The sequence below is a fragment of the Streptomyces sp. NPDC088733 genome (assembly GCF_044751185.1).
Classification (GTDB): Bacteria; Actinomycetota; Actinomycetes; order Streptomycetales; family Streptomycetaceae; genus Actinacidiphila.
In genome coordinates this window covers 35693-62229 of record NZ_JBIVLH010000031.1, presented here as the reverse complement: position 1 = coordinate 62229, position 26537 = coordinate 35693, and the positions used below count along the sequence as shown (strand labels likewise).

Annotated in this window: 26 protein-coding genes; 15 read left to right on the top strand and 11 right to left on the bottom strand. The window is 73.3% G+C overall.

Annotated elements, in window-relative coordinates; genetic code table 11:
• Window positions 1-13 precede the first annotated feature (13 nt).
• The 8 genes from ACIP64_RS36675 to ACIP64_RS36640 all read right to left on the bottom strand — a co-directional run bounded on the left by ACIP64_RS36675 (window position 14) and on the right by ACIP64_RS36640 (window position 10442).
• The gene (locus ACIP64_RS36675) at window positions 14-3436 is read right to left on the bottom strand and encodes a phosphodiester glycosidase family protein (protein WP_401595826.1); all 3423 of its coding nucleotides are present in this window, start codon (window positions 3434-3436) and stop codon (window positions 14-16) included.
• 243 nt (window positions 3437-3679) lie between these two features.
• A complete protein-coding gene (locus tag ACIP64_RS36670) occupies window positions 3680-5716 on the bottom strand; it encodes a glycosyl hydrolase family 28-related protein (protein WP_401595824.1) in 2037 nt (678 codons plus the stop codon).
• Window positions 5717-5931: 215 nt separating this feature from the next.
• Window positions 5932-7113: a GDSL-type esterase/lipase family protein gene (locus ACIP64_RS36665; RefSeq protein WP_401595821.1), complete on the bottom strand. Its 1182-nt coding sequence runs from the start codon at window positions 7111-7113 to the stop codon at window positions 5932-5934.
• Window positions 7114-7165: 52 nt separating this feature from the next.
• Window positions 7166-8152: a zinc-binding dehydrogenase gene (locus ACIP64_RS36660; protein ID WP_401595819.1), complete on the bottom strand. Its 987-nt coding sequence runs from the start codon at window positions 8150-8152 to the stop codon at window positions 7166-7168.
• A gap of 98 nt (window positions 8153-8250) precedes the next feature.
• A complete protein-coding gene (locus tag ACIP64_RS36655) occupies window positions 8251-8694 on the bottom strand; it encodes an SHOCT domain-containing protein (protein WP_401595817.1) in 444 nt (147 codons plus the stop codon).
• Between the two features lie 70 nt (window positions 8695-8764).
• Complete coding sequence (locus tag ACIP64_RS36650; protein WP_401595815.1) at window positions 8765-9259, bottom strand: hypothetical protein; 495 nt, start codon at window positions 9257-9259, stop codon at window positions 8765-8767.
• On the bottom strand, window positions 9256-9810 hold the full coding sequence (locus ACIP64_RS36645; RefSeq protein ID WP_401595813.1) for a GNAT family N-acetyltransferase: 555 nt from the start codon (window positions 9808-9810) through the stop codon (window positions 9256-9258). Before ACIP64_RS36645 ends, ACIP64_RS36650 begins: the two co-directional genes overlap by 4 nt.
• A gap of 56 nt (window positions 9811-9866) precedes the next feature.
• Window positions 9867-10442, bottom strand: coding sequence for a TerD family protein (locus ACIP64_RS36640; RefSeq protein WP_401595810.1), 576 nt, complete (start codon window positions 10440-10442; stop codon window positions 9867-9869).
• Between the two features lie 134 nt (window positions 10443-10576).
• On the opposite strand from ACIP64_RS36640, the gene arfB reads away from it, so the two are divergent.
• Entirely contained in the window at window positions 10577-11020 is a 444-nt protein-coding gene (gene arfB, locus ACIP64_RS36635) for an alternative ribosome rescue aminoacyl-tRNA hydrolase ArfB (protein WP_401595807.1), read from the top strand.
• Window positions 11021-11038: 18 nt separating this feature from the next.
• Here the strand turns inward: arfB and ACIP64_RS36630 are convergent, their stop codons facing one another.
• Complete coding sequence (locus tag ACIP64_RS36630; RefSeq protein WP_401595887.1) at window positions 11039-11512, bottom strand: flavin reductase family protein; 474 nt, start codon at window positions 11510-11512, stop codon at window positions 11039-11041.
• A gap of 432 nt (window positions 11513-11944) precedes the next feature.
• Here ACIP64_RS36630 and cdgB point away from each other — a divergent pair, with 432 nt between their 5' ends.
• From cdgB to ACIP64_RS36610, 4 genes are all read left to right on the top strand, one after another.
• Window positions 11945-13588, top strand: a complete 1644-nt coding sequence (cdgB, locus tag ACIP64_RS36625; protein WP_401595805.1) for a diguanylate cyclase CdgB — start codon at window positions 11945-11947, stop codon at window positions 13586-13588.
• A 122-nt stretch (window positions 13589-13710) separates the two neighbouring features.
• Window positions 13711-14904 carry a sensor histidine kinase gene (locus ACIP64_RS36620; RefSeq protein ID WP_401595802.1) on the top strand — a complete coding sequence of 398 codons (1194 nt, stop codon included), beginning with the start codon at window positions 13711-13713 and terminating at the stop codon, window positions 14902-14904.
• 88 nt (window positions 14905-14992) lie between these two features.
• Window positions 14993-15697, top strand: a complete 705-nt coding sequence (locus ACIP64_RS36615) for a response regulator (RefSeq protein ID WP_401595799.1) — start codon at window positions 14993-14995, stop codon at window positions 15695-15697.
• 90 nt (window positions 15698-15787) lie between these two features.
• Complete coding sequence (locus ACIP64_RS36610; RefSeq protein WP_401595797.1) at window positions 15788-16345, top strand: HD domain-containing protein; 558 nt, start codon at window positions 15788-15790, stop codon at window positions 16343-16345.
• Window positions 16346-16644: 299 nt separating this feature from the next.
• On the opposite strand, the gene ACIP64_RS36605 is transcribed toward ACIP64_RS36610, so the two are convergent.
• A complete protein-coding gene (locus tag ACIP64_RS36605) occupies window positions 16645-17775 on the bottom strand; it encodes a threonine aldolase family protein (protein ID WP_401595794.1) in 1131 nt (376 codons plus the stop codon).
• 101 nt (window positions 17776-17876) lie between these two features.
• On the opposite strand from ACIP64_RS36605, the gene ACIP64_RS36600 reads away from it, so the two are divergent.
• The 10 genes from ACIP64_RS36600 (at window position 17877) to ACIP64_RS36555 (ending at window position 25923) form a co-directional block, all read left to right on the top strand.
• Window positions 17877-18866, top strand: coding sequence for a Rossmann-like and DUF2520 domain-containing protein (locus ACIP64_RS36600; RefSeq protein ID WP_401595792.1), 990 nt, complete (start codon window positions 17877-17879; stop codon window positions 18864-18866).
• Window positions 18863-19717, top strand: a complete 855-nt coding sequence (gene panC, locus ACIP64_RS36595; RefSeq protein ID WP_401595789.1) for a pantoate--beta-alanine ligase — start codon at window positions 18863-18865, stop codon at window positions 19715-19717. Before ACIP64_RS36600 ends, panC begins: the two co-directional genes overlap by 4 nt.
• The gene (locus ACIP64_RS36590; protein WP_401595786.1) at window positions 19714-21486 is read left to right on the top strand and encodes an L-aspartate oxidase; all 1773 of its coding nucleotides are present in this window, start codon (window positions 19714-19716) and stop codon (window positions 21484-21486) included. The genes panC and ACIP64_RS36590 overlap by 4 nt, the downstream gene beginning before the upstream one ends.
• Window positions 21483-22508 carry a carboxylating nicotinate-nucleotide diphosphorylase gene (gene nadC, locus ACIP64_RS36585; RefSeq protein ID WP_401595783.1) on the top strand — a complete coding sequence of 342 codons (1026 nt, stop codon included), beginning with the start codon at window positions 21483-21485 and terminating at the stop codon, window positions 22506-22508. Before ACIP64_RS36590 ends, nadC begins: the two co-directional genes overlap by 4 nt.
• Entirely contained in the window at window positions 22508-23305 is a 798-nt protein-coding gene (locus ACIP64_RS36580; RefSeq protein WP_401595780.1) for a type III pantothenate kinase, read from the top strand. Before nadC ends, ACIP64_RS36580 begins: the two co-directional genes overlap by 1 nt.
• Before the next feature lie 128 nt (window positions 23306-23433).
• Window positions 23434-24138, top strand: coding sequence for a hypothetical protein (locus ACIP64_RS36575; protein ID WP_401595777.1), 705 nt, complete (start codon window positions 23434-23436; stop codon window positions 24136-24138).
• A 70-nt stretch (window positions 24139-24208) separates the two neighbouring features.
• Window positions 24209-24397 (top strand): hypothetical protein, encoded by a 189-nt coding sequence (locus tag ACIP64_RS36570; RefSeq protein WP_401595774.1) that lies wholly within the window; start codon window positions 24209-24211, stop codon window positions 24395-24397.
• Between the two features lie 58 nt (window positions 24398-24455).
• Window positions 24456-24887 carry a BlaI/MecI/CopY family transcriptional regulator gene (locus ACIP64_RS36565; RefSeq protein WP_401595771.1) on the top strand — a complete coding sequence of 144 codons (432 nt, stop codon included), beginning with the start codon at window positions 24456-24458 and terminating at the stop codon, window positions 24885-24887.
• 9 nt (window positions 24888-24896) lie between these two features.
• Window positions 24897-25415 carry an amino-acid N-acetyltransferase gene (locus ACIP64_RS36560; RefSeq protein WP_401595768.1) on the top strand — a complete coding sequence of 173 codons (519 nt, stop codon included), beginning with the start codon at window positions 24897-24899 and terminating at the stop codon, window positions 25413-25415.
• 166 nt (window positions 25416-25581) lie between these two features.
• A complete protein-coding gene (locus ACIP64_RS36555) occupies window positions 25582-25923 on the top strand; it encodes an Lsr2 family protein (RefSeq protein ID WP_360910298.1) in 342 nt (113 codons plus the stop codon).
• On the opposite strand, the gene ACIP64_RS36550 is transcribed toward ACIP64_RS36555, so the two are convergent.
• Entirely contained in the window at window positions 25854-26420 is a 567-nt protein-coding gene (locus ACIP64_RS36550) for an SCO3374 family protein (RefSeq protein WP_401595765.1), read from the bottom strand. The genes ACIP64_RS36555 and ACIP64_RS36550 overlap by 70 nt on opposite strands.
• Between the last annotated feature and the right edge of the window lie 117 nt (window positions 26421-26537).

Here is a 26537-nt window from a genome sequence, read left to right as displayed (position 1 = left end):
CGCGGTCAGTGGGTTACTTGACCGTGATCTGAGCCGTGCCCGTGACGCCGCCGCTGGTCACCGTGATGGTGGCCGTGCCGGCGCGGTGGGCCCGCAGGCGGCCGGTGGTGGGGTCCACCTCGGCGACCTTGGTGTTGCTGGAGGACCAGACGTGGGACGCCGGGTCCGCGATCGGCATGCTGAGCGGGGCGATGTTGTCGCCGCCGGTCTGGAGGCCGGTCGCGGTCAGGGTCACCTCGTCGTTGCGCTCCATCGGCGCGGTGGGCGCCGTGACGGCGATGGACGCCAGGGAGGGCTCGACGGAGTACTGCAGGTTGCCGTCGGTGCCGATGCGGATCAGGCCGAAGTGGTAGAAGCCGCCCTGGTCCGCGGGGGCGTACGCGGGCATGCCGAGGTCCGCGAAGGCGAACTGCGGGATGCCGCCCTGAGCGGTGGTGGTGCTGCGGCCCTCGGGGTCGAGGATCTGCTCGGAGAAGCCGCGCGCGTGGCCGTACATCATGATCACGTGCTGCGCCGGGTGCGACTGCTGGAACTTCTGCACCAGCCGCATGTACATGCGCGCCTCCCAGCGGTCCGTGAACTGGCTGTTCGCGGCCGGGTGGGGGTCGTAGGCGGGCATGTGGGTGACGACGAGCACGTCCTTGGCCGTGGCGTCCGTCAACTGCTGGACGAGCCACGGGTACTGGGCGCCGGTCGGGTCCTGGAACGGGTCCGAGGACTGCAGGCTGCCGTGCGAGTTGTCGGTGACGATCAGTCGCGCCGCGCCCTGGCTGTAGGCGTAGTGCGTGTCACCGAAGGTGTCGCTGTAGTTGCCGTTCTCGGAGTCGGCGCCCTGCGTGATCTCGTGGTTGCCGACGATGTCGCGCTCGGGGATGCCGAGGGCGTCCATCTTGGACTTCGCGAACTGCAGGTCGGCCAGCTTGCCGTCGTCGGCCATGTCGCCGAGGAACTGCGCGGCGTCCGGGTGGGCCTGCGGGCTCAGGGCGGGCAGCCGCTTGGCGATGGAGTCCATCACGTTGCTGCTGACCGAACCGGGGTCGCTCGCGAGCATGTGGGCGTCGTCGCCGGCGAGCAGGGTGCTGCCGCTCTTGGCGAAGTCGTCCGCGTTCTCCTCGAACTTCAGCCAGGACGGGTTGTCCGGGATCGCCTTGTAGTCGGGGACCGTGACCGGTCGCGGCGAGTACAGGGCCTGCAGGCCGGAGACGTTGAGCGTGCCGCTGTAGGCGGTGCTCGGGCTGATCGCCAGGAAGTCGATGAAGCTGATCGTCAGCGGGAACTGCATGCCGGCGGGCAGCTGCGCGACCGCGAGGTGCCAGCCGTTCCAGGTCACGAACGTCGGGTACAGCGTGGTCGACGAGCCGTTGACGTTGATGTACTTCTCGGCGAGCTCGATCCCGTTGCCGTCGCCCTTGATCCACACGCCGATGCCGGTGGGGACGTGACCGCCGTTGGTGTCGGTCTTCAGGGTGACGTTGGGGGACAGCACCAGCTGCTTGACGCCGGAACCGGCCGGCATCGAGTAGTCCAGGCGCAGCGACGCGGACTCGGTGGAGCCCGGCGGGACGACGCCCTGCTCGGTGGACAGGGTGGCCGGCTTGCCCGTGGTGTTGTTGCTGAGCCGCCACACGCCCGTGCTGTTCATCGGGTCGATGGTCTTGCTGACGCTGCCGACCGCGACCGAGGCGGTGGCGGTCCGGCCGCCGACCTTCGCGGTCACCTCGGCGAGGCCGCCGTTGTTCGCGTCCGCGGTGAACACACCGTGCGCGTCGACGGTGCCGAGCGAGGACGGGGTGACCGTCCACTCGGCCGCGTCGGCGGAGATGTCCGTGGTGCGGCCGCTCTTGACGGTGCCCGTCAGGGTCAGCTGCTGGGTGCCGCCGTTGCCCATGTCGACGGTGTCGGGCGACAGGGACAGGTCCTTGAGCTCGGCGGCGACCTCCAGCTTCTCGGAGGTGGTGCGGCCGTCGCTGGTGGCGATGACCTCGCCCTCACCGCTGGTGTGCGCGGTGAGCCTGCCGTTCTCGTACGAGGCGAGCGACGCGGGCTCGACGCGCACGTCCACGGTGCCTGTGGTCGGGTTGGCGACCTTGTCCGTGGCGTACACCGACAGCGGGATGGTGCTGCCGGGGACGGTGGTGATGCGGTCGCCGCCGTTCACGACGACCTTGTGGGCCTCGCCGGCCTCCTTCTCCGTGGAGTAGAAGAAGATGCCGTTGGCGACCGGGCGCTCGGTGTTGCCGGGCTGGTCGGACGGGGTGTTGACGACCTCGGTGCGCGTGGCGCCGGGGGCGCGCACGGCCATCGTGGTCGAGCCGCCGCCGTCGAAGAGCATCGCGGTGTCGGCGCCGTGGGCGACCATGTAGCCCGCGACCTGGTCGCGGGTCACGCCGAAGGCGCGGGTGGCGCCGCCCTGGCCGTCGACCGCGACGACGATGGCGTGCTTGCCGTCCTTGGTGATGCCGACGGCGGTCTCCGGGTTGGCGCCGCTCGGCGGGGTGCCGGTCGGGTCCTTGTAGACCTTGCCGTCCTTGACCAGCGTGTCGACGCCGCTGACCAGCTGCGTGACATCGTTGTCCGGGGACAGCCGCGTGGTGATGCCGACCGTGTCGCCGGTGTGCAGGTTCGCCGACAGCCAGGTGCCGCCGGCCCCGCCGCCGAGCAGGCCCAGCTGGTCCTTGCCGAGCTGCGGGAGGGAGGTCACGCCGGTCTGCACGCTGTCGACGGTGAAGCCGCCGTCGGCCGTGTGGCCGAGCACCAGGGTGCCGTTCGCCAGACCCGTGGCGGCGCCGAGGTCGGAGGTGACCTCGGTGATGCCCCCGGACGTCAGGTCGCCCACGGTGTTGACCGAGGTGAGCGCGCGGGTCGCGGCGCCGTCCGTGATGGTCCCGGAGAAGGCCTCGGGGCCCATCACCATGGAGCCGTCGGGGCGGACGCCCAGCTGCGAGGCGAAGCCCGGCTTGGGGCTCTTCAGCAGGCGGCCGTCGGTCACCACGCCGCCGAGCGGACGGCCGCTCGCGTGGATCTCGAAGTAGTCGCCGTTGACGCCCGCGACCGCGTGGGTGCGGTTGGCCATCGACGAGACCGTCTCGTCCGCCGGGTTGGTGAGGGTGTCGCCCGCCTCGACCATGCCGACCCGCAGGTTCGGGTCGGTCAGGTCGGCGCTCAGCACCTGGACCTGCTGGCGGCCGCCGACGGTGTCGTAGGTCTCGCTGTAGTGCTCCAGACCCTGGGTCACCGTCTCGCCCGGGGTGCGGCTGTAGTCCACCACGAGCGGCCAGTTCTCCGGCGTCTGCGGCAGCCAGTCCGGCGTGGCGGCCTGGTCCTGCGCCGCCCCGTCCCCGGAGGTTCCCGAGGCGGTGGCGGCACCGGTGACCGAACCGGCCAGAGCCAGCGCCAGCGCGGTGACCACCGCGGTGCGGCGTGCGCCGGCTCCCACGGATCTCTTCCCGCGAAGTGTCATTGCGTGTGTCCTTATGAGTGTCCTGCCGGTCGAACACCGGCTCGCGTACACACGACACCCGCATGGCGAAGGACAGATGGCCGATTGCGGGTCTTCAGATGACCCACAGGAGTGGCACGTCTATGGATTCGGTCAAATATTGGCCGGATCTTGGTGTGTCCGCGCCCCCGTACCACACGGTGCGGTACGGGGGCGCGGAGAGGGTCGGTTCGGTCGCGGCTACCAGGTGGAGGGCGCCGGCGGGACGACCACCGGCGGACGGTCGTCGCAGGTGATGGTGTTGGGCAGCTCCCAGGAACCGAGCCAGGGCCCGGTCGTGCCGCCGCCGTCGTTGCCGCCGAGGTCGTTCAGCGTGAACTCCGAGCCGGTGGCGGGGAAGTTGAACGAACCGCAGTTGTTCACCCCGACCGCGCCCACATTGCGGGCGTCGACGTTCTCGAAGGACGCGGAGCCGGCGGCGCGCGCGCTCACCACGGAGGTGCCGGTGCCGTCGACCCGAATGTCCTTGAAGTGCACGTTGCTGATGGAATAGGCGTCCTTCACCGGGAAGTCGGAGACCAGCATGATCGCGTTGTAGGTGTTGTCGAGGAAGTGGTCGCCGGTCACGCGGATGTCGGCGTCGATGGACTTCTCCAGCGCGTAGAACCAGATGGCGCCGAGCCCGATGTTCCAGTTCAGCTCGTAGGTGCCCGCCCGCACTGTGGTGTTGTCGGTGATCCACAGATGCCCGGCGAACGGCTCCGCGCCGAAGCGGGAGCCCACTTGGAGGGCGCTGCCCTCGCGGATCGGGTCGGCGATCAGGTTGCCGGAGACCGTGTTGTCCGTGCCGCCGTAGATCGCGATGCCGTTGGCGAGCACGGGGGTCTGCACCGTGTTGTGGTCGAAGGTGTTGCGGGCGTTCGCGGTCTTCTCCGACCACATGGCCAGCCCGTCGTCCCCGGAGTTGCGGACGAAGTTGTTGCGGACCACCGAATCGGTCACGCCGGTGTGGAAGTTGAGGCCGTCGGCGATCTGGTCGGTGATGACGTTGCCCGTGATGCGCAGGTTCGACATCGGGCCGTCGAACCACATGCCCACCTTGGTGTGGTGGATGTACAGGCCCTCGATCGTGGAGTCGGAGAGCGCGCCGCCGATGCCGTTCACCTGGTCGGTGTCGATGCGCTCGCGGACGTCGCCCTCGATCGCGAAGCCCGACAGGTGGACGTCGTGGCTGCCGCCGGCCGAGGCGTCCTTGCCGTAGAAGCCGACCCCGGTGTGCACCGATCCGTCGGGCGCCGGGGTGCCGAGGGCGACCTCCTTGCCCTTGATGACGGTGTACCAGCTGCCGGCGCCCTCGATCGTCACGTCGTCCACCACGATGTGGCGATTGACCTGGTACGTCCCCGGCGGGATGTAGACCTTCAGGTGCGCGCGCCGCGCGAAGGCGATCGCCTTGTCGAGGGCGCCCGCGGAGTCCCGCCGCCCGGTCGGGTCGGCGCCGAAGGCGAGCACGTTCGCGGCGACGAGGGCGATCCGCGGGGCGCCCACCAGCTGCGAGTCCAGCAGGTCGACCGTCGTCGTCACGGCCCCGGCGCGGGCGGGGACGGTCAGCCGGATCTTCTCGCCGGCCTTGTACGTCCGGCCCAGCAGCAGGCGCTGCTCGTCGTAGAAGTGGTTCGGCCGGAACGGCTTGGCGATCACCGGTGTCGGGGTGGTGGCGTTCGGCACGCAGCCGCACTCGGTGATCCACCAGTCGTCGTGGAGCAGGCCGGCCTGCGGGTCGTTGGAGAACGGGTACTGGTTGTAGAGCCAGGCGTACTGCGAGGTGAGCGTCATCGTCCGGCGGCCCTGCCCGCCGGCCGTCACGTCGAGCGGCGCGGTGATGCCGCCGCCGCCCGGCGCGTCCGGGATGCTGTACCGCACGGTGATCGCGTTCGCGGCGCTCGGGAGGGTGAACTCCACGTACTGGCCGCGCTCCAGGGTCACCGCCTTCCGCCCGGACGCCTCCGCGGGGAGGGTGTAGGCACTGCGGCCGCCGATGACCGTGCCGTTCGTCGCGGCGTTCTCCGCCTCCTGCTCGGCGAACCCCGGGTCGGCGCCGCGTCCGGCGACCAGCGCCGGATCCAGTGCCGCCCGGGTCACCACGGGGCCGGCGGCCTTGGCCGCGCCGGTGCCCGCCTGCGCGGTCCCGCCGAGCCCGAGCCCGATCCCGGCCGCCGCGGCGACCACCGCGACCGTTCTTCGCCAGGTGTTCCTGCTCCTGCTGCTCCCTGCCATCCCCAGCTCGTTTCTCTCGTAGGCGCGACCGCCCTGGACGTGCGAGGCGGAGCGGACGTCGTGAGGTGAGGCGACAGTAAGGACCCGGTGGACGGCTCCACAAGGCTCCTGCGCGATGTTTTCGGCACACTGATGATGAAGTGCGGATCTCTGTCTGTTTCTTGCGCGGCTTACGTGAATCGTTGCGACCACGCGAGCGGGCGGGGGGAGGTGCTTCAGCGGTCCGAGAAGGGCCCGCCGGGACCGAAGGCACGGGCGGCGAAGCGGCGGCCCATACGGCGGTAACCGGCCGCGTTGGGGTGCAGGCAGTCCGGCAGGTCGGCCACGTCGCCCGGGCCGAACAGCTCGCGGCCGTCCAGGTAGTGGAGGCCGCGGTCGCCCGCGGCGGCCCGTTCCGCGACGATACGGGCCAGCTCCGCGCGGATCACGGTCAGCGTCAGGGCGCCGCCCGGCACGTCCCCCGGGTCGCCGAGGGCGACGACGCGCGGCCCGGCGGCGGAGAGACCGGGCGCGGTGGGCCCCGGGGTGGTCTCCACGGCGGGGCAGCTGATCGGGGAGACGACCAGCAGCGGGGTGCCGGGATGGCCCTCGCGGACGGTGTCCAGGAAGCCGTGCACCGCCGGCCCGAACGAACGCAGCCGGAAGGCGGCCTGGTTGACGATGTTGATGCCCAGCTTGAGGCTGATCAGATCGGCCGGCAGGTCCCGGATCGTCCGGGCGACGTACGGGTCGAGCATGGCGTTGCCGCCGAGCCCCAGGTTCAGCAGCTCGGCCCCGGCGAGGGCCGCGGCCAGCGCCGGCCAGGTCGCGGTCGGGGAGTCGGCCGCGGCGCAGTGGCTGATGGAACTGCCGTGGTGGACCCAGCGCGGGCGCCCGGTCGGCCGCGGCGGGAGCACCTCGGCGTCCGCCCGCAGCCCGACCACTTCCGTACGGGTCTGCTGGGGCAGCCACAGTTCGAGGTCCTTCTCGCCCTCCGGCAGGCCCGCGAAGCGCACCCGGCCCGGCCGCCCCCGCTGCCGGCGCGCGGGCGGCGCGAAGAGGTCCGGCTTGTGCAGGACATGGCCGCGCGGGGCGGGCCGCGTCCCCGCGTACACGCCGTCCACGGTCAGGTCGACCGCGCCCGCGGGCAGCGGCTCCGGGCTGCCGTCGAGCTGCCACACCGAGGTCAGCAGCTCCAGTTCGACGGCGCGGGCCGCGGTACGGAACGCCAGCCGCACGCCGGACGGCAGCGCGGTGACCTCGTCCATGAAGACGTCCGGGTACTGCGAGCGCGTCCACGCGGGCAGCCGGCGCGGCAGCAGACCGGCCTCGGTGCGCTCCAGGTCGAGGGCGCCCCGGAACTCCACCGGCCCGCCGTCGAGCGGGATCTCGCGCAGGGTGCGCAGGGCAGTTGTCATGATTTCTCCCTGCCCGCGACCCGCGCCCTGCACACCGCGGCGCCCCGGCCCGTCAGGGGATCAGGACGACCTTGCCCGTCGTGCCCCGGGTCTCCAGCGCGCTGTGGGCGGCCGCCGCGTCCGCGAGCGGGAAGCGGTGGACCGTCGGCCGCAGCCGTCCGGCCGCCGCCTCGGCCAGGGCCTCCTCCTCCAGGGCGCGCAGGCCGCCGGGACCGCCGGCCCGCGCCATCGCGGGCCCGAGGACCACCGCGGAGGTGATGCCGCGCGCGGCCCGTTCCTCCTCGGGCAGGGCCGGCGACCCGCCGGAGGCCCACCCGTACACCACATGCCGCCCGCCGCGGCCGAGCAGGCCGACCGCCCCGCGCCCGAGGTCCCCGGAGACCGCGTCGAAGACGACGGTGGCGGCCCGCCCGCCCAGCGCGGCCCGCGCGGTGTCCGTCCACCCGTCCGCGGTGTAGTCGACGGCCGCGCCGGCGCCGGACTCCCGGACCCGCGCGGCCTTCGCCGGGCCGCCGGCGAGCCCGAGCACGGTGGCCCCGGCGTTCCGGGCGGCCTGGACGAGCAGGGTGCCGATGCCGCCCGCGGCCGCGGTCACGACGGCCACGTCCTCCGGCCCGAGAGGGGCCTGCCGCAGGATGCCCATGGCCGTACGGCCGGTGCCGACCATGGCGACGGCCTCGGCGAAGCCCAGCCCGTCCGGCAGGACGTGCAGCCGCTCGACGGAGGTCACGGCGCGTTCGGCGTAGCCCCCGGGCACCATGCCCAGGTGGGCGACGACACGCCGGCCGAGCCACTCGCGGCCGGTGCCCTCCCCGACCGCGTCGACGGTGCCGGCGACCTCGCGCCCGGGGACCGTCGGCAGGTCGGGCAGCGGATAGGGCCCGTCGAAGGCGCCGGAGCGCAGCGCGGTGTCGATCACGTGGACCCCGGCCGCGGCGACCGCGATCCGCACCTGCCCGGGGCCGGGTTCGGGGTCCGCGGTCTGCTCGTACCTCAGGTTGGCGGCGGGGCCGAAGGCATGGAGACGGATGGCGTGCACGAAGTGCCCCCCAGGGAGATGCGGACAGATGTGCGGGCGGCCGGACCGGGTCCGCACCGCCCACTGTTCGTCCTCAACCGTGCTTGAGGTCAACCGCGTCACGCGAGGATGCGCGCCTTGGCCTTCTGGTACTCGTCCTCGGTGATGTGCCCGTTGCTCTTCAGGTCGGCGAGCTTGGCGAGCTGGTCGACCGGGCTCCCGGCGGACGCGTGCGCACCTGCCGTGCCCGCCGTACCGGTGGAGCTGCCGTCACCGCCGCTCGCGGCAGCCTCCCGGACGTACTGCTTGAACGCCGCGTCCGCCTCCTTGACCTGCTTCTGATCGCGTTCGGCCATGCTCTTGCCGCGGGCGATCACGTAGACCAGCACACCGAGGAACGGCAGGAAGACGAGGACGATGATCCAGCCCGCCTTGGCCCAGCCGCTCAGCGAGTGGTCGCGGAACAGGTCGCCGATGATCCGGAAGAGCAGGAAGAACCACAACACCCAGCAGAAGATCAGGAGCATGGTCCAGAACAGGTTCAGCAACGGGTAGTCGTCCATGGCCCCAGTGGACGGCGGCCCCCCGGGCGCCGCACTCCGGATGCGCCCGTCCGGGCGATCCGTGGACGGGTCAGACGCGCGGGAAACGGGCCTGCAGGTCCCAGATCGCCGGGTTGGCGTCCAGGCCGTCGTGCAGGTCGGTGAGGTCCGCGACCAGGTCGTGCAGGAAGTCGCGGGCCTCGCGCCGCAGGTCGCTGTGCGCGAAGGCGAGCGGCGGCTCGTCCGGGGCCCAGTCGGCGACGACGTCCACCCAGCCGAAGCGGCGCTCGAAGCGCAGCCGGTCGGTCGACTCCGTGAAGTCCAGTTCCGCGTGCTGGGGGCGGGCCGCGCGGCCGCCGAGCGGGTCGCGGTCCAGCTGCTCGACGATGTCGCACAGCGCCCACGCGAAGTCCAGGACCGGGACCCATCCCCAGGCTGTGGACAGTTCGCGGTCGGCCTTGACGTCCGCCAGGTAGACGTCACCGCAGAACAGGTCGTGGCGCAGGGTCCGCACGTCCGCGGTGCGGTAGTCGGTCTGCGGCGGGTCGGGGAAGCGGCGGGAGAGCGAGTAGCCGAGGTCGATCACCCGCCGATGGTACGTGCCGGCCCCGCGGGCAGGTCCTTGTGCAGGACGGCGCAGGGGCGGCCCCTCTCGCGGTCCTCGCGGTGGTCCACGACCCGGTAGCCGAGCGCCGTCCAGAAGGCGAGCCCGCCGGGGTTGCCTTCGAGCACCGCCAGGCGCACCCCGTCCCGCCCCGCGGCGCGCAGGCGCTCCTCGACGCGTCCGGCGAGCTCCCGGCCCAGGCCCGTCCGCTGCCGGCCGCCGTGCACCATCAGCAGGCCGATCCACGGGTACGGGTCGAGCGGGTCCGGGTGCTCGGCCAGGGTGACGGCGAGGCCCGCCAGGGCGCCGTCGGCCGCGCCACGGGCGAGCAGCACCTCCGCGGCGGGGTGCGCCCGCTCGGCGTCGAGGGCCGCGGCGACCTGGTCCGGGGTGACGCGGTCCGGGTCCGGGAAGTCGCCGCTCGCGCGGTGGAAGGCGGCGTTGGAGGCGTACAGCTCCGTCAGCCCGCCGAGCAGGGCGCCGCCCAAGGGGATGCGGGGCGCGAGGGGTTCGAGCGGTGCGAGCAAGGACATGCCCCGCACGCCGGTCGCGTGCGGGGCACCAGTCGCCCGGTTGTCGGCGGGGTCGTTCAGAGAGCGACGCCGAAGTCGGTGGCGATGCCCGCCAGACCCGAGGCGTAGCCCTGGCCCACGGCGCGGAACTTCCACTCGGCGCCGCTGCGGTAGAGCTCGCCGAAGACCATGGCGGTCTCGGTGGCGGCGTCCTCGCTCAGGTCGTAGCGGGCGATCTCGGCGCCGCCGGCCTGGTTGATGATGCGGATGTAGGCGTTGCGGACCTGGCCGAAGTTCTGGGTGCGCGTCTCGGCGTCGTAGATGGAGACCGGGAAGACGATGCGCTCGAGGTCGGCGGGCAGCGCCGCCAGGTTGACGTTGATCGCCTCGTCGTCGCCCGCGCCCTCGCCGGTGCGGTTGTCGCCGGTGTGGACGATGGACTGGTCGGGGGTCTGCTTGTTGTTGAAGAAGACGAAGTGGGCCTCGGAGTAGACCTTGCCGCCCGTGTTGAGCGCGATGGCGCTGGCGTCGAGGTCGAAGTCCGTGCCGGTCGTCGTGCGGACGTCCCAGCCCAGGCCGACCGTGACGGCCGTCAGGCCCGGAGCTTCCTTGGTGAGCGAGACGTTGCCGCCCTTGGACAGGCTTACAGCCATGGGAGTCCCCTCCGTGATGTCGGTCGTACGTGCCGACGCTGACGCTACCTTCACCGGGGTGAACGCGGTCAGGGGCGCGCACGGTTCCTTAACGGCGCGAAAACCCTGTGACGGGGGCGCCCCCTGCCGGGATCATGGGGAGCATGTCCGGATCGCTGCCGCTCGTCGTCCGCGGCTCGGTCTCCGTCCCGGAGGCCGAGCTCCAGTGGCGTTTCTCCAGGTCGTCCGGGCCGGGCGGCCAGCATGTGAACACCTCCGACAGCCAGGTGGAGCTGCGCTTCGACCTGGCCGCCACGGAGTGCCTGCCGCCGGTGTGGAAGGAACGCGCCCTGGAGCGCCTCGCCTCCCGCCTGGTGGGCGGTGTCGTGGTCGTACGGGCCTCGGAGCACCGCTCGCAGTGGCGCAACCGGGAGACGGCCCTGACCCGTCTCGCGGCGCTGCTCGCCGAGGCCACCGCGCCGCCGCCGAAGGTGCGCCGGCCGACGAGGATCCCGCGCGGGATCAACGAGCGGCGGCTGCGGGAGAAGAAGCAGCGCGGCGAGACCAAGCGCGGGCGCGACCCGCGGGGCTGGGGCTGAGCCGCGCGGGCCCCTGGCTCAGCTCAGGTGCCGGTAGCGGCCGCGGAAGTACACCAGGGGCGCGCCGTCGGCGCTGGGCGTGCGGGCGGCCAGCACCCGCCCGACCACCAGGGTGTGGTCGCCGGCCGTCACGCGCTGGTCGGTCTCGCACTCCAGGACCGCCAGGGCCCCGCCGAGTACGGGCGCGCCCGAGGCCTCGCCGCGGTAGTAGGCCACGTCCTCGAAGAGCAGGCGGTCGCTGATGCGGCCGCGCATCGCGAAGCGCCCGGCGATGTGCCGCTGGCTCTCGCTGAGCACGGAGACGGCCCAGCGCGGGCAGCGCTCCAGCACGTCGTCCATCCGGGAGTTCTCGCGCAGGCTCACCAGCACCATCGGCGGGTCCAGGGAGACCGAGACGAAGGCGGTCGCGGTCATGCCGACGTCCTCGCCGTTCGGGCCGTCCTCGGGGTCGTGCGCGGTCACGAGGACGACACCCGCGGCGAGTCGGCTCATCGCGGCGCGGAAGGCTTCGCCGTCCACGGCCGGGGGCTCTGGCTCGGAACCGTCGGGCACGGTCCCAGGATGCGGGATCACGGGCGGGGAGGTGATTGACTGTGGCACGCCACGACGCTAGCCGTACGGACGCCGGACCCGCATCGGACTTGGGATCGAGCCTGGTCCTAGGACCTCCCCCCGGACCGCGATTCCGCCGTCCGACCCCCGCTCACCTGGCCGCTTGTGTTCAATGGGTGAGGCGCCCCCCGGCGGGCTCTACGCTGCGTGATCGGAACACGACAATCATCTGTGACTTGAGTCACAGGTGACATGAATTGTTGACCCTGTGTACCGGTCGTGGTGCTCGCTGTGATTCAGTTGCGGTGGGAATCGGACCACAACGGACCACAAGCAGTCTCAGGAGTTGTCGTCGAGGGCCCGGGAGAGCGCATGGACACCGAGTCGGAGCCGTATGTCCGCCTCGCGACCCTGCGCCAGGTGCACCAGGTGGTGGCGGACCTCAACACCGGGCGCAGTCTCGCCGACACCCTGCAGGCCGTCGCCGACGGGGTGGTCAAGGGGCTGGGCTTCGAGCTGGCTGTGGTCAACCTGGTCCGCCCGGACAGCGACCTGGTGGTCGCCGCCGTCGCCGGGAGCGCCGCCGCCGAGGCCCTGATGGCCGGACGCGTGGGCTCGCGCGCCTCGTGGGAGCGCCGGCTGAGCATGGGCGAGCACTGGGGCGCGCTGCGCTTCATACCCCACCACGAGGGCTGGGTGCTGGACGGCGACGACGTCCCCAGCTGGCCCGGCGACGGGCCGTTGCCCCGCTTCCCCGACGAATGGCACCCCGAGGACCGGCTGCTCGCCCCGATGTACGCCAATCCCTCCGGGGCCGGCGAACTGATCGGCGTGATCTCCGTGGACCGCCCGGTGGGCGGCCGCCGCCCCGGCCCCTGGGGCCGCGAGGCGCTGCAGATGTACGCCTTCCAGGCCGCCATCGCCATCAGCAACGCGCGTCTACGTGCAAATATGCAACGCGCGCTGGTCCGCCTGGAGCGCGAGCAGCAGGCCCTGCGCGCCAGCGAGGAGAGCTTCCGGCAGGCCTTCGAGTACGCCCCCAGCGGCATGGCCGTCGCCGAGATGGGCGGGGACCAGCACGGCAAGCTCGTGCGGACCAACGACGCGCTGTGCCGGCTGCTCGGCCGCCCCGCGGCCGTGCTGCGCCGCCACTCCTTCGCCGACCTCGTCCACCCCGAGGACGTCGGCGTCCTGCTGCGCACCAGCGCCGAGGGCGGCCGCGCCGAGCTGCGGCTGCAGCGCCGCGACGGCTCCTACCTGTGGGTGAGCCTGCGCAACTCCGTCGTCGCCGACACCGCTGACGGCCCCCGCTTCCTGCTCACCCACGTCGAGGACATCGAGGAGCGCAAGGGCCGCGAACTGGCCCTCGCCCACCGCGCCAGCCACGACTCGCTCACCGGCCTGCCCAACAGCGCGGAACTGCGTGCCCGGCTGTCCGGCAGGATCTGCTCCCGGCCGCAGGCCCCGGACGCCGACGGCCACACCGCCGCGGACGCGGGCGACGAGTTCGCGTACAGCTACGGCTTCGACCCGATCGAGGGCGGCGTGCCCCCGCTGGCCGGCTACGACCACCACACGCACACGGTCCCGCCTGCCGACGACCCCGAGGGCGGCAAGGGCCTCGCGGTGCTCTTCTGCGACCTCGACGGCTTCAAGTCGATCAACGACCGGTTCGGCCACCACACCGGCGACGCCGTCCTCATCGAGGTCGCCCGCCGGCTCACGAGCGCCGTACGCGATGGTGACACCGTTGCCAGGCTCGGTGGCGACGAGTTCGTCGTCCTCGCCGACGGCCTGGGCCGCGAGGACGCCGAGGACCTCGCCGTGCGGCTGCGGAACGCGATCATCCCCCCGATCCGCTTCGAGGGCCGGGCGGTCCGGGTCGGGGCGAGCTTCGGCATCGGCTGGGCGGGCTGCGGGATGACCGCCGACGAGGTGCTGCACTCCGCCGACCAGCGCATGTACATCGAGAAGCGGTCCCGCAACGGCACGCGCAGCCACCGCCGGGCCGGCTGACCGGTCCCGCACCCCGCGCCCGATTCCTCCTCCCCGACGGCCCCACGTCCAACCTGCGGAGTACCCGGGATCGCTCTGCCGGTTGACTCCCGCACACGTGCGGCGTGCCTACGCTGGGTTACGTGCAGCGTCTCTACGACTTCCTCCGCCGGCACCCGACATGGGTCGACACCTTCTGGGCCGTCGCCCTGCTCGGGTTGTCGAGCCTGTGGATGGCGGCGGGGGACCTCGCACCGGACACGCGGGCCGCGGCCATCCCGCTGTCGCTGGCGCTGTCCCTGGTGGTCGCGCTGCGCCGCCGGGCACCGGAGCGGATGCTGCTGCTGACGATCGTGGTCGGCGTCGCGCAGCTGGTGGCCGATGTCCGGGTGAACCCGGGCGACTTCGCCATGCTCGTGATCATCTACACCGTCGCCGCCAACAGCGCGCTCTGGGCGTCCCGGCTGGCCCTGGTCGGCGGCCTCCTGGCCTCGCCCATCGCGTCGGTGCGCTGGCCCGACGACCGCCAGAGCGGCTGGGCGCAGATCGTCGGGGCGGTCTTCGTGGCCATCCCCTTCGCGCTGGCCTGGGTCATCGGCGACAGCCTGCGCACCCGGCGCGCCTACTACGCGGAGCTGGAGGAGCGGGCCGCCCGCCTCCAGCGCGAACGCGAGGCCCAGTCGAAGGCCGCGGTCGCGGCCGAACGCGCCCGCATCGCCCGGGAGCTGCACGACGTCGTCGCGCACAATGTGTCGGTCATGGTCGTCCAGGCCGACGGCGCGGCCTATGTGCTGGACGCCTCGCCCGAGCAGGCCAAGCAGGCCCTGGAGACCATCTCCAGCACCGGCCGCCAGGCGCTCACCGAGATGCGCCGGCTGCTGGGCCTCCTGCGCACCGGGGACGCCGCCGGCGGCGAGTACGTCCCGCAGCCCGGTGTCGACCAGCTCGGCGACCTCGTGGAGCAGGTGCGCGGCGCCGGACTGCCGGTGGTCTTCGAGGTCGAGGGCGACTCGCGCCCGCTGGCCAGCGGCGTGGAGCTGACCGCGTACCGGATCGTCCAGGAGGCCCTGACCAACACCCGCAAGCACGGCGGCCCGGACGTGCGGGCCAATGTGCGGCTCACCTTCCGCGACAGCGAACTGGCCCTGCTGATCGAGGACGACGGACGCGGCGCCCAGCAGGAGCTGTACGAGTCGGGCGGCGAGGACGGGCAGGGCCAGGGCCTGATCGGCATGCGGGAACGGGTCGGCATGGTCGCCGGCACCCTCGACGCCGGCCCGCGGCCCGGCGGCGGCTTCCGGATCAGCGCGGTGCTGCCCGTGAAGGCCGCGCGGTAGCGGCGGCGTGCCGGGCCGGCCGGCGCAGGACCCGACAACCCGAGACAACCCGACACGACCCGACCCAGGGAAAGAGGCACCGCTACCCATGGCGATCCGCGTGATGCTCGTCGACGACCAGGTGTTGCTGCGCACCGGCTTCCGCATGGTGCTGCAGGCCCAGCCCGACATGGAGGTCGTCGCCGAGGCGGGTGACGGCGCGGAGGCCGTGGAGACGCTGCGCTCCACCGCGGTGGACGTCGTGCTGATGGACGTCCGCATGCCCAGGCTCGACGGCGTGGAGGCGACCCGGCTGATCTGCGGTGCCGCCGACGGCACCGCGCCCCGTGGCCGGGAGCCCGGCGACGGCCCGCGCGTGCTGATCCTGACCACCTTCGACCTCGACGAGTACGCCTTCTCCGCGCTCAAGGCGGGCGCCAGCGGCTTCATGCTCAAGGACGTCCCGCCGGACGAACTGCTGGCCGCCATCCGGGCCGTCCACAGCGGCGACGCGGTCGTCGCGCCCAGCACCACCCGCCGCCTGCTGGACCGCTTCACGCCCCTGCTGCCGAGCGTGTCGCAGCCGACCCACAAGGAGCTGGACCGGCTGACCGACCGCGAGCGCGAGGTGCTGCTGCTGGTCGCCCAGGGCCTGTCCAACGGGGAGATCGCCGCGAAGCTGGTGCTCAGCGAGGCGACCGTGAAGACGCACGTCGGCCGCATCCTCACCAAGCTCGGCCTGCGCGACCGCGTGCAGGCCGTCGTCCTGGCCTACGAGACCGGCCTCGTCAAGGCCGGCGGCGGCGCAGGGTAGCCCCCTGCCCGGCATGCGGCGGATCGGGTGATACCGGGCGGACGTCCGGCGTACACCCGCCGGACGGATCGCTGGGGCAGCGTGACGGCCATGAACCGGGATCACACGCCGTCCTCCGTCGACGGGCTCATGGCACTGCTGGCCGACTGCGAGGACGCCTGGGACACCCCGGACCGCTCCGGCGACCCGGTGGACATCCTCGACCACGGCCTCCAGGTCGCCGCCGTCCTCGCCGAGCGCCACCCCGGCGACGAGGAACTCCAGGTCGCCGGTCTCGTCCACGACATCGGGCACTACCTGTACCCCGGGGACGAGGCCGGCCACGGCGAGCACGCCGCCGCGGCCGTCGCCGGCCTCCTCGGCGAGCGGGTGGCCCGTCTGGTCGCCCTCCACATCCCGGCAAAGCGCTACCTGGCGGCCACCGACGCCGCCCTCGCCCTCTCCCCGGAGAGCGCCCGCACCCTGGGCTGCCAGGGCGGCCCGATGACGCCGGGGGAGGCCGCCGCCTTCGAGGCCGCCCCCGACTTCGAGGCGGCGGTCGCCCTGCGCCGCGCCGACGACGCCGGCAAGATCGTCGGCTTGCGGGCGCCGGGCCTCGGCCACTGGCGGCCCGTCGTCGAGCGGGTCGCCGCGGCGGCGGCCCGCTAGGGCCGGGTTCGACAGCTCGGCGCTCCCAAGGACCGGGGGAGTCGCCCGCATCGTCCGAGCGGTCCGGCCGCGCCGACCATCGCGCCGACGAGGCCGGCAAGATCGTCGGCCTGCGGGCGCCGGGCCTCGGCCACTGGCGGCGCGCCAGGGCCGGGTCCGACCGTTGGGAGGCGCCCCCCGGCGGGTACTTCCCCGGCTTTCCGCCGGGGAGAGCCGCCCGCATCGTCCGAGCGGCTGCGCCTTGCGGCGCACCGCACCTGGGGGAGCCGCGGGATCTGCCCTCCGGGTCGAAGCCGGCCCTAGGAGTCCTTGCGGACCTCGCGCACGAAGCCGAGGAAGTCGTCCACGGCGCCGGCGACGTCCTCCGCGTCCCACTCCAGGGCCGAGGCGGCGACCGTCACCTCGGTCATGGCCGTCCCCGGTGCCTCGCCGGCCGACCAGCGGCCGAAGAGCGCGGTGCGGGTCTGCTCCGCCTGCCGCACGCCCGCCTCGTTGAGCACCTCGGGCGCCTCGGCGAGCCAGACCTGGAACTGGTGGGTGTGCGGCACGTCCGGGTGCACCTGGGACCAGCCGGCCTGCGCCAGGCTCCGGCGCAGGGCCGCCGCGACGGTCTTGGCATGGGCCACGTACTCCGGCAGCCGGGGCAGTTCGCGGTCCAGGCCGTCCAGCGCGGCCAGGACGGTGGGCCACTGCTGGAACAGCAGCCCGCCGTAGCGGTGGCGCCAGGCGCGGAACTCGGCGGCCAGGTCGGACGGGGCCGCCAGGGCGGCGCCCGCGACACCGCCGAGCGACTTGTAGAACGAGACGTAGACGCTGTCGGCCAGGCCCGCGATCTCCTCCAGCGGCTTCCCGAAGTGCGGCGGGCACTCCCACAGCCGGGCGCCGTCGAAGTGGACGACCGCGTCGCGCTCGCGCGCGGCCTCCACGACCGCCGTCAGGTCCTCCCAGGAGGGCAGGACGAAACCGGCGTCGCGCAGCGGCAGTTCCAGCATGAGCGTGCCGAAGGGCTCGTCCAGCTCGCGTATCTCCTGGGCGTCCGGCAGCCGCCGCGCGGTGGTCGGGTGCACGGTCCGCAGCCCGCTGAGCGCCGACAGCGCGCCGCGCTCGTGCCGTTCGGGGTGGGCCAGCGGGTGCAGGGCGACGGTGGGGTTGCCGGTGCGGCCCGCCCAGCAGCGCAGCGCGACCTGCTGGGCCATGGTGCCGGTCGGGAACCAGACCGCCTCCTCGGTGCCGAGCAGCCGGGCCACCCGCTGCTCCACCTCGGCGACGACGCCGTCGCCGTACATGTCGGTGGGTGCGTCCAGCCCGTCCCGGGCCGCCAGCCGGGTCAGCCGCTCCCGCATCGTGGGGTACTTGCCGTGCGACAGCACCCGGTCGCTGGCGTTGACGGCGGCGATCCGCCGCGCCTTCTCGTCGTCCACAGAGGTCATGCCCCGATCCTGCCGTGCCGGAGGGAGCCGGGGAACATTCGCGTAGCATTGACGAGAACGTCCGGTACCCCCGCGAGGACTGGAACGGAAGGCAAGCCAGCGTGAACGCATCGCACTCCCCGGGGCCCCTGCCCCCCGACGTGGAGGCCCGCCCCGCGCGGCTCACGGTCGGCGTCGTCGGCGCGGGGCGGGTCGGTCCCGCGCTCGCGGCCGCGCTGCGGATGGCGGGGCACCGCCCCGTCGCCGCGTCCGGTGTCTCCGACGCCTCGCGCCGCCGGGCCGCCGCGCTGCTGCCCGACGTGCCGCTGGTGGAGCCCGCCGAGGTGCTGGCCCGCGCCGACCTGGTGCTGCTGACCGTGCCTGACGACGCGCTGCCGGACCTGGTGACGGGGCTCGCCGGGACCGGGGCGGTCCGGCCGGGCCAGCTGCTGGTGCACACCTCCGGCCGGTACGGCACGGGCGTCCTGGCCCCCGCCCTGCGCGCGGGCGCGCTGCCGCTCGCGCTGCACCCGGCGATGACCTTCACCGGCACCTCTGTCGACGTGCAGCGGCTGGCCGGCTGCTCCTTCGGCGTCACGGCCCCGCAGGAGCTGCGGATGGCCGCCGAGGCGCTGGTCATCGAGATGGGCGGCGAGCCCGAGTGGATCGAGGAGTCGGCCCGGCCGCTCTACCACGCGGGCCTGGCCATCGGCGCCAACCACCTGGTCACCCTGGTCGCGCAGTCCATGGAACTGCTGCGCGCCTCCGGCGTCGCCGAGCCCGGCCGGATGCTCGGCCCGCTGCTCGGCGCCGCCCTCGACAACGCCCTGCGCTCCGGCGACGCCGCGCTGACCGGCCCCGTGGCCCGCGGCGACGCCGGTACGGTCGCCGCCCATCTGGCCGAACTGCGCGTCCACGCGCCGGAGATGGCGGCCTCCTATCTCGCGATGGCCCGCGCCACCGCGGACCGGGCGCTGGCCGGCGGCATGCTGAAGGCGGAGTTCGCCGAGGCGCTGCTCGGCGTCCTCGCCGACGGAACCGGCGGCACCGGCGGAACGGACGGAACCGGCGGGCCCGGTGCGGCCGGCGGCGGGGATCGGGGAGAGCGATGACGGAACTGGTCCACACCGCGCGCGAGCTGAGGGCGGCCGTCGGCGGCCGGTCCGGCGCCACGGGCGTGGTGATGACGATGGGCGCCCTGCACGAGGGCCACGCGACCCTGGTCCGTACCGCCCGCGAACGGGTCGGCGACGGCACCGTGGTCGTCACCGTCTTCGTCAACCCGCTCCAGTTCGGCCCGAACGAGGACTTCGACCGCTACCCGCGCACCCTCGACGCCGACCTGAAGGTCGCCGAACAGGCGGGCGCGGACGTGGTGTTCGCCCCCTCGGCGGACGAGGTGTACCCCGGCGGGCAGCCCCAGGTGCGGATCAGCGCCGGGCCGATGGGCGAGCGCTACGAGGGCGCCTCCCGCCCCGGCCACTTCGACGGGATGCTCACCGTCGTCGCCAAGCTGCTCCACCTGACCCGGCCCGACATCGCCTTCTACGGCCAGAAGGACGCCCAGCAGCTCGCCCTGATCCGGCGCATGGCCACCGACCTGAACTTCCCCGTCGAGATCGCCGGTGTCCCCACCGTGCGCGAGCCGGACGGCCTGGCCCTGTCCAGCCGCAACCGCTACCTCTCGGAAGGGGAGCGCCGCACCGCTTTGGTGCTGTCCCGCGCCCTGTTCGCCGGCCGTGACGCCGCCGGGCGGGGGCCGGAGGCCGTACGGGCCGCCGCCCGGGCGGTCCTGGACGGGGAACAGGGCGTGGGCGTGGACTACCTGGCCCTCGCCGACCCCCGCGACTTCTCCGAGGCGGCCCCGGACCACACCGGGCCGGCGGTGCTCGCCGTCGCCGCCCGGGTCGGCGCGACGCGACTGATCGACAACCTGCCACTCGACTTCGGAGGCGCCCTGTGAGCTCCACCGGCATACGGCTGCTCGCCCCCGCGCCCGGCTGGGCGCACGAGGCCGACGTGGTGGTGGTCGGCTCCGGCGTCGCCGGGCTGACGGTCGCGCTGCGCTGCGCCGCGCAGGGGGCCAGGGTCACCGTCGTGACCAAGGCCCACCTCGACGACGGTTCCACCCGCTGGGCCCAGGGCGGCATCGCCGCGGCCCTCGGCGAGGGCGACACCCCGGCGCAGCACCTGGACGACACGTTGGTGGCGGGCGCCGGGCTGTGCGACGAGGAGGCGGTCCGCGTCCTGGTCACCGAGGGCCCCGACGCGGTGCGCCGGCTGATGGCGACGGGCGCGCACTTCGACACCAGCGAGACCACCGGCGAGGTTCTGCTGACCCGCGAGGGCGGCCACCACCGCCGCCGCATCGCGCACGCGGGCGGCGACGCGACGGGCGCGGAGATCTCCCGGGCCCTGATCGAGGCCGTACGCGAGGCCAGGATCGAGTTCATCGAGAACGCGCTGGTCCTGGATCTGCTCACCGACGCCGACGGCAACACCGCGGGGGTGAGCCTGCACGTCATGGGCGCGGGGCAGCGCGACGGGGTCGGCTCGGTCCGGGCCCGGGCCGTGGTGCTGGCCACCGGCGGCATGGGCCAGGTGTTCTCCGCGACGACCAACCCCGCGGTGTCGACCGGTGACGGCGTGGCGCTGGCGCTGCGCGCCGGGGCGGAGGTGTCGGACCTGGAGTTCGTGCAGTTCCATCCGACGGTGCTCTTCCTCGGCACGGACGCCGAGGGCCAGCAGCCGCTGGTCTCCGAGGCGGTGCGCGGCGAGGGCGCCCACCTCGTGGACGCCGACGGCGTGCGCTTCATGCTGGGGCAGCACGAGCTGGCCGAGCTGGCCCCGCGGGACATCGTCGCCAAGGGCATCACGCGCAGGATGCAGGAGACCGGCGCCGACCACATGTTCCTGGACGGCCGCCATTTCGGGGCCGAGATGTGGAGCAAGCGCTTCCCCACGATCCTGGCCGCCTGCCGCGCCCACGGCATCGACCCGGTGACCGAGCCGATCCCGGTCGCCCCGGCCGCGCACTACGCCTCCGGCGGCGTCCGCACCGACCTGCACGGCCGTACGACCGTGCCGGGCCTGTACGCCTGCGGCGAGGTCGCCTGCACCGGTGTGCACGGCGCCAACCGGCTGGCGTCGAACTCCCTGCTCGAAGGGCTGGTCTTCGCCGAGCGGATCGCCGCCGACATCGCCGCCCGCCCGGCGGACCCCGGCGCCCCGGTGATCCCGGCCCCGAGCCGCTTCCCGCTGCTGCCCTCCGAGGCGCGGTACGCGATCCAGCGGATCATGACGCGCGGGGCGGGCGTGCTGCGCAGCGCCGCCAGCCTGGAGGAGGCGGCCGGGGCGCTGCACCGGATGTACGCCGACGCCGCCGAGCTGCTGGAGCGCGACGGCAAGACCGCCGAGCCCTGCGTGGAGACCTGGGAGGCGTCCAACCTCTGCCTGGTCTCCCGGGTGCTCGTCGAGGCCGCCCGGCGCCGTGAGGAGACCCGCGGCTGCCACTGGCGCGAGGACCGGCCGGAGCGGGACGACGCCGCCTGGCGGCGGCACATCGTCGCCACCCTCGACCCGCCCGCCTCCCGCGGCCTCCGGCCGGGCGGGGCGGTGCCCGCCGCACCCGCTACTCTCACCATCCGCACCACCGACACAGCGGACTTCGCCCCCGGCCCCCGGCCCGGGGGAGCCCACCCGACCCGCCCTGGAACGGAGCAGCAGCGATGAGCACGCCCGAGCACCCCCTCCTGCAGATCGGCGGCCCGAGCGGCGGCGGGGGCGGTGGCTGCGGTGACGGCTGCGGCTGCGGCGCCGGCGACGAGCACGGGTACGACCCCCACGAGTGCGGCCTCGACCCGGGCCTGGCCCAGCTGCTGGCGGAGTCCGGCCTGGACCCGGTGCTGGTCGAGGACATCGCGCACATGGCGATCGAGGAGGACCTGGACGGCGGGGTGGACGTCACCACCGTCGCCACGATCCCCGAGGACGCCTTCGCCACCGGCGACTTCACCGCCCGTGAGGCGGGCGTGGTGGCCGGGCTGCGGGTCGCCGAGGCGATCCTGTCCGTGGTGTGCGACGACGAGTTCGAGGTGGAACGGCACGTCGAGGACGGCGACCGGGTCGAGGCCGGCGAGGTGCTGCTCTCCGTCCGCAGCCGGACGAGGGACCTGCTGACCGCGGAGCGCAGCGCGCTCAACCTGCTGTGCCGCCTGTCGGGCATCGCCACCACGACCCGCCGCTGGGCGGACCTGCTGGAGGGCACGAAGACCCGGGTGCGCGACACCCGCAAGACCACCCCGGGCCTGCGCGCGCTGGAGAAGTACGCGGTGCGCTGCGGCGGCGGCGTCAACCACCGCATGTCGCTGTCGGACGCGGCGCTGGTCAAGGACAACCACGTGGTCGCCGCGGGCGGCGTCGCGGCCGCCTTCAAGGCCGTGCGGGACGCGTTCCCGGAGCTGGCCGTCGAGGTCGAGGCCGACACCCTGCACCAGGTCCGCGAGGTCCTGGAGGCCGGCGCGGACCTGATCCTGCTGGACAACTTCACCCCCGCCGAGACCGAGGAGGCCGTCGCGCTGGTCGCCGGCCGCGCCGCGCTGGAGTCCTCGGGCCGGATCACCCTGGAGACCGCCCGGGCCTACGCCGAGACCGGTGTGGACTACCTGGCGGTGGGCGCCCTGACCCACTCCTCGCCGATCCTCGACATCGGCCTCGACCTGCGCGCCGAGGGCGAAGGGCCGGAGTGGGGCTGATGCTTCTCACCATCGACGTCGGCAACACCCACACCGTGCTGGGGCTGTTCGACGGGGACGAGATCGTCGAGCACTGGCGGGTCTCCACCGACCCGCGCCGTACGGCGGACGAGCTGGCGGTGCTGATGCAGGGCCTGATGGGCATGCACCCCCTGCTCGGCGAGGAGCTCGGCGACAACATCCACGGCATCGCGATCTGCTCGACGGTGCCCTCCGTGCTGCACGAGCTGCGCGAGGTGACCCGCCGCTACTACGGCGACGTCCCCGCGGTCCTCGTGGAGCCCGGGGTGAAGACCGGGGTCCCGGTGCTGGCCGACAACCCGAAGGAGGTCGGCTCCGACCGGATCATCAACTCGCTGGCCGCCGTGCACCTGTACGGCGGCCCGTGCATCGTCGTGGACTTCGGCACGGCCACCACGTTCGACGCGGTCACCGCGCGCGGCGAGTACGCGGGCGGTGCCATCGCCCCCGGCATCGAGATCTCGGTGGACGCGCTCGGGGCGCGGGGCGCGCAGCTGCGCAAGGTCGAGCTGACCCGGCCGCGCAGTGTCATCGGCAAGAACACCATCGAGGCGATGCAGTCCGGCATCCTGTACGGCTTCGCGGGCCAGGTGGACGGCGTGACCGAGCGGATGGCCCGGGAGCTGGCGGACGACCCCGACGACGTCACCGTCATCGCCACCGGCGGCCTGGCGCCCCTGGTGCTGGGCGAGTCGGCGGCCATCGACGTCCACGAGCCGTGGCTGACGCTCATCGGGCTGCGCCTGGTCTACGAGCGCAACGTCCAGGCGCCCTGACGGGCATCCGACCGGATCTGACGGGCGCCCGGCGGGCACGGGGCGAGCTGTCGGGCGGCTGCCGGCACGGCGCGCCCGGGCATATCTGGTTACGCGTATTTTGTCCGCTTAGTACGTAAAGTCAGTGCATGCCCACGCCACACGGGTCCCGAGGCGGAATGGCGTTCAGCGCGGATGAACTGCGCGTGCTCCGGCGCGCCCTCTCAGCGGCCCTCCAGTCCAGCACCACGACCCCCACGCCCGACGATGTGCGGGAGTATCTGCGTCTTGTCGAGGACGTGGACGAGGCGGCCCGGGAGGCCGGGCGGCTGCGCACCTTCCTGCTCGCGGAGCTCGCCCGCTACCGGGCGGCGCTGCCCGGCAGCGCGGCCGGCTACCTCGAGCGGCTGACCGGTGCGCTCGACACGGGCTACGTCCCCGTGCCGGACGACCTCGCGGCGCTGCGCATGCTGCGCACCCATCCGTCCTCCGCGGCCGAGACGCACCGCCGGTACGGCGTACTGCGCCGCTGCGAGCACCTCGCGGAGCTGGACGTCCGCGCCCGGCTCGCGGCCCGCATCCCGGCGCCTGCCGCGCCGCCCGTCACGGCGCGCCCGGGGCGCACCAGGCTGCGTGCCCTGCCCGGCGGCCGGACCGCCGCCGACGACCCCGCGGAACGCGGTGGGGGCCGGGAACCGAAGCCGGCGCCGCGGCCGGACCCGAGAACGCCGCCGGCCGATCCCGGCAGCCCCGAGCACGACGAGCCCAAGCGCAAGGTGCCCACCCCGGCGGAGATCTTCCCGCCGCGCCGGCGCACCCCGCCCCGGCCGCCGGAGCAGCTCGCCACGGGCTGACCCGGTTCCTCAGGGCCGACCGGGCCGACCGGGCGCCGGGGCCGCGCGGGGGCGTGGCTACTCTGGTCGCATGGACTACGTCTCCGCGCTCGTGCCCCCCGCCGTGATGGCCATCGCGTTCACCTTCCTCATCAGGACGCTGATCAAGAGCCAGGGCGGGGCCAACAAGGCCAAGGAGGACGCGGTGGTCGACGCCGCGCTCTCCGCGAACGCCGCCGCTCCGGCCCCCCGGCCGGGCGGCGCCGAACCCCGGGTCTGATCCCCGGGGTTCTCCGGCGTTCCGGGGCATTCCGCCCGATTGCCACTAGTATTCGGGTGTGCCCCGTCCTCTGGGAGACCTCGAAGACGCCGTCATGACACGGGTGTGGCGCTGGAACCGCCCGGTGACGGTACGCGAAGTGCTCGAAGATCTGCGTCAGGAGCGCTCCATCGCGTACACGACGGTCATGACCGTAATGGACAACCTCCATCAGAAGGGCTGGCTGCGCCGGGAAGCCGAAGGGCGCGCCTATCGCTATGAGGCGGTTTCCACGCGTGCCGCTTACTCCGCCGCGCTGATGCACGAGGCGTGGGCCGCGAGTGACAACCCGGCGGCCGCTCTTGTCGCCTTCTTCGGGATGATGTCGGCGGAACAGCGAGAAGCGCTCCGCGACGCAATGCGCGTCGTCCAATCCGCTGAACCCGCTCAACCCGCTCAACCCGCAGAACACGCCGACCCCGGCGGGACACCGGGATCGGGCGGACGATAGCGTCCGCACATGCCCGTCGCTTCAAATGACGTCACCATCCGCCGGGCGCGCACAGGTGATGTGCCGGCCGTCCGGCGACTGCTCGATGCCTATGTCCGGGACCGCATCCTCCTGGACAAGCCGACCGTCACGCTTTACGAGGACATCCAGGAGTTCTGGGTCGCCGAACGCGACCAGGACGCCGAGGTCGTGGCCTGCGGGGCGCTCCACGTCATGTGGGAGGACCTCGCCGAGGTGCGCACTCTGGCGGTCGACCCGGTCCACCACGGCAACGGCATCGGGCATCTCGTACTGGAGAAGCTGCTGCAGACCGCGCGTTGGCTGGGAGTGCGGAGAATTTTCTGCCTCACCTTCGAAGTGGACTTCTTCGTGAAGCACGGCTTCGTGCAGATCGGTCAGACGCCGGTCGACGGCGATGTCTTCGGGGAGCTGCTGCGGTCAAAGGACGAGGGCGTGGCCGAGTTCCTCGACCTCGAACGAGTGAAACCGAACACCTTGGGCAACAGCCGGATGCTGTTGCATCTCTGACGCCGCTCCGCGGCCGCCTCCGGGACAACAGTATGTCCGATACGTTCCCTGGCGGAAGACCGTGTGCGGGGTGATGGGCCGGAGCAGTTCGGGCAAGGGGTTTGAGTTTTCCGGGAAAAGGCGGTTTGCTTTTACCGGTTATCCGTATTCGATGAAAGGGAAGCCGGTGGCACAGAAGGTTCAGGTCCTTCTTGTTGACGACCTCGACGGCGGCGAGGCGGATGAGACCGTGACGTTCGCACTCGATGGAGTGACTTACGAGATCGATCTCACCACCGACAACGCCGACAAGCTCCGCGGCCTGCTGGGCCCCTACGTGGACGGCGGCCGGCGCACCGGTGGCCGTGCGGGCCGCGGCCGCACCGTGAAGGCCGCCTCCCGCGGCGGCTCGGCGAGCCAGGACACCGCGAAGATCCGTGCCTGGGCCAAGGAAGCGGGCTACGAGGTCAACGACCGCGGCCGCGTCCCGGCGCAGATCCGCGAGGCGTACGAGAAGGAGCACGGCTGACCGGTCCGGCCGGTGCGCAGCCGGACCCGGTGGCAGGCGTTCGCCAGCGCGGACACCAGGGCCACCAGGCCGACGGGTCCCCCGTCGGCCGGGCAGCCCGCGACCGTCATGGCGGGCAAGTGCGGCGCGCCCGTGTGGCTGTGCCCGCCCCTGGCGGGCGGACGCAGCCACACGGGCGCGCCGTCGTTCCGCGGGGCGGCGGCCGCTCCGGGCCGCGCGGGCGCCTCGCCCGCCTCGTCCTCCTGGAGCGGCACCAGGTCCAGCGGGACGCCGGTCCACTCCAGCCAGTCCAGCAGCCCGGGCAGTTCCGCGGCGCCGCCCGCGGCCACGTAGAACCGCATGCGCGGCCCCTCCAGGGCCACGGGCCCGGTCCGCGGGGCCGGGAAGCGGTCCAGCACCTCGTACCCGGCCGCCGCGGGCACGTCGAGGGCGTCCATGCCCGTCGTGCCTGTGGTGACCGCCGTGCCCGGCGTGTCCGCCGTGTCCGTGCCTCGCAAGCCCTGCATGACGTGCGCAACGCCGCGGACCCGGCCACGGTTACGAGGGCCGTCACCAGGAGTACCCGGGTGCCGGTATCCGTCACTGTCCGTGAATTCCCCGGACGCAAGCCTGTT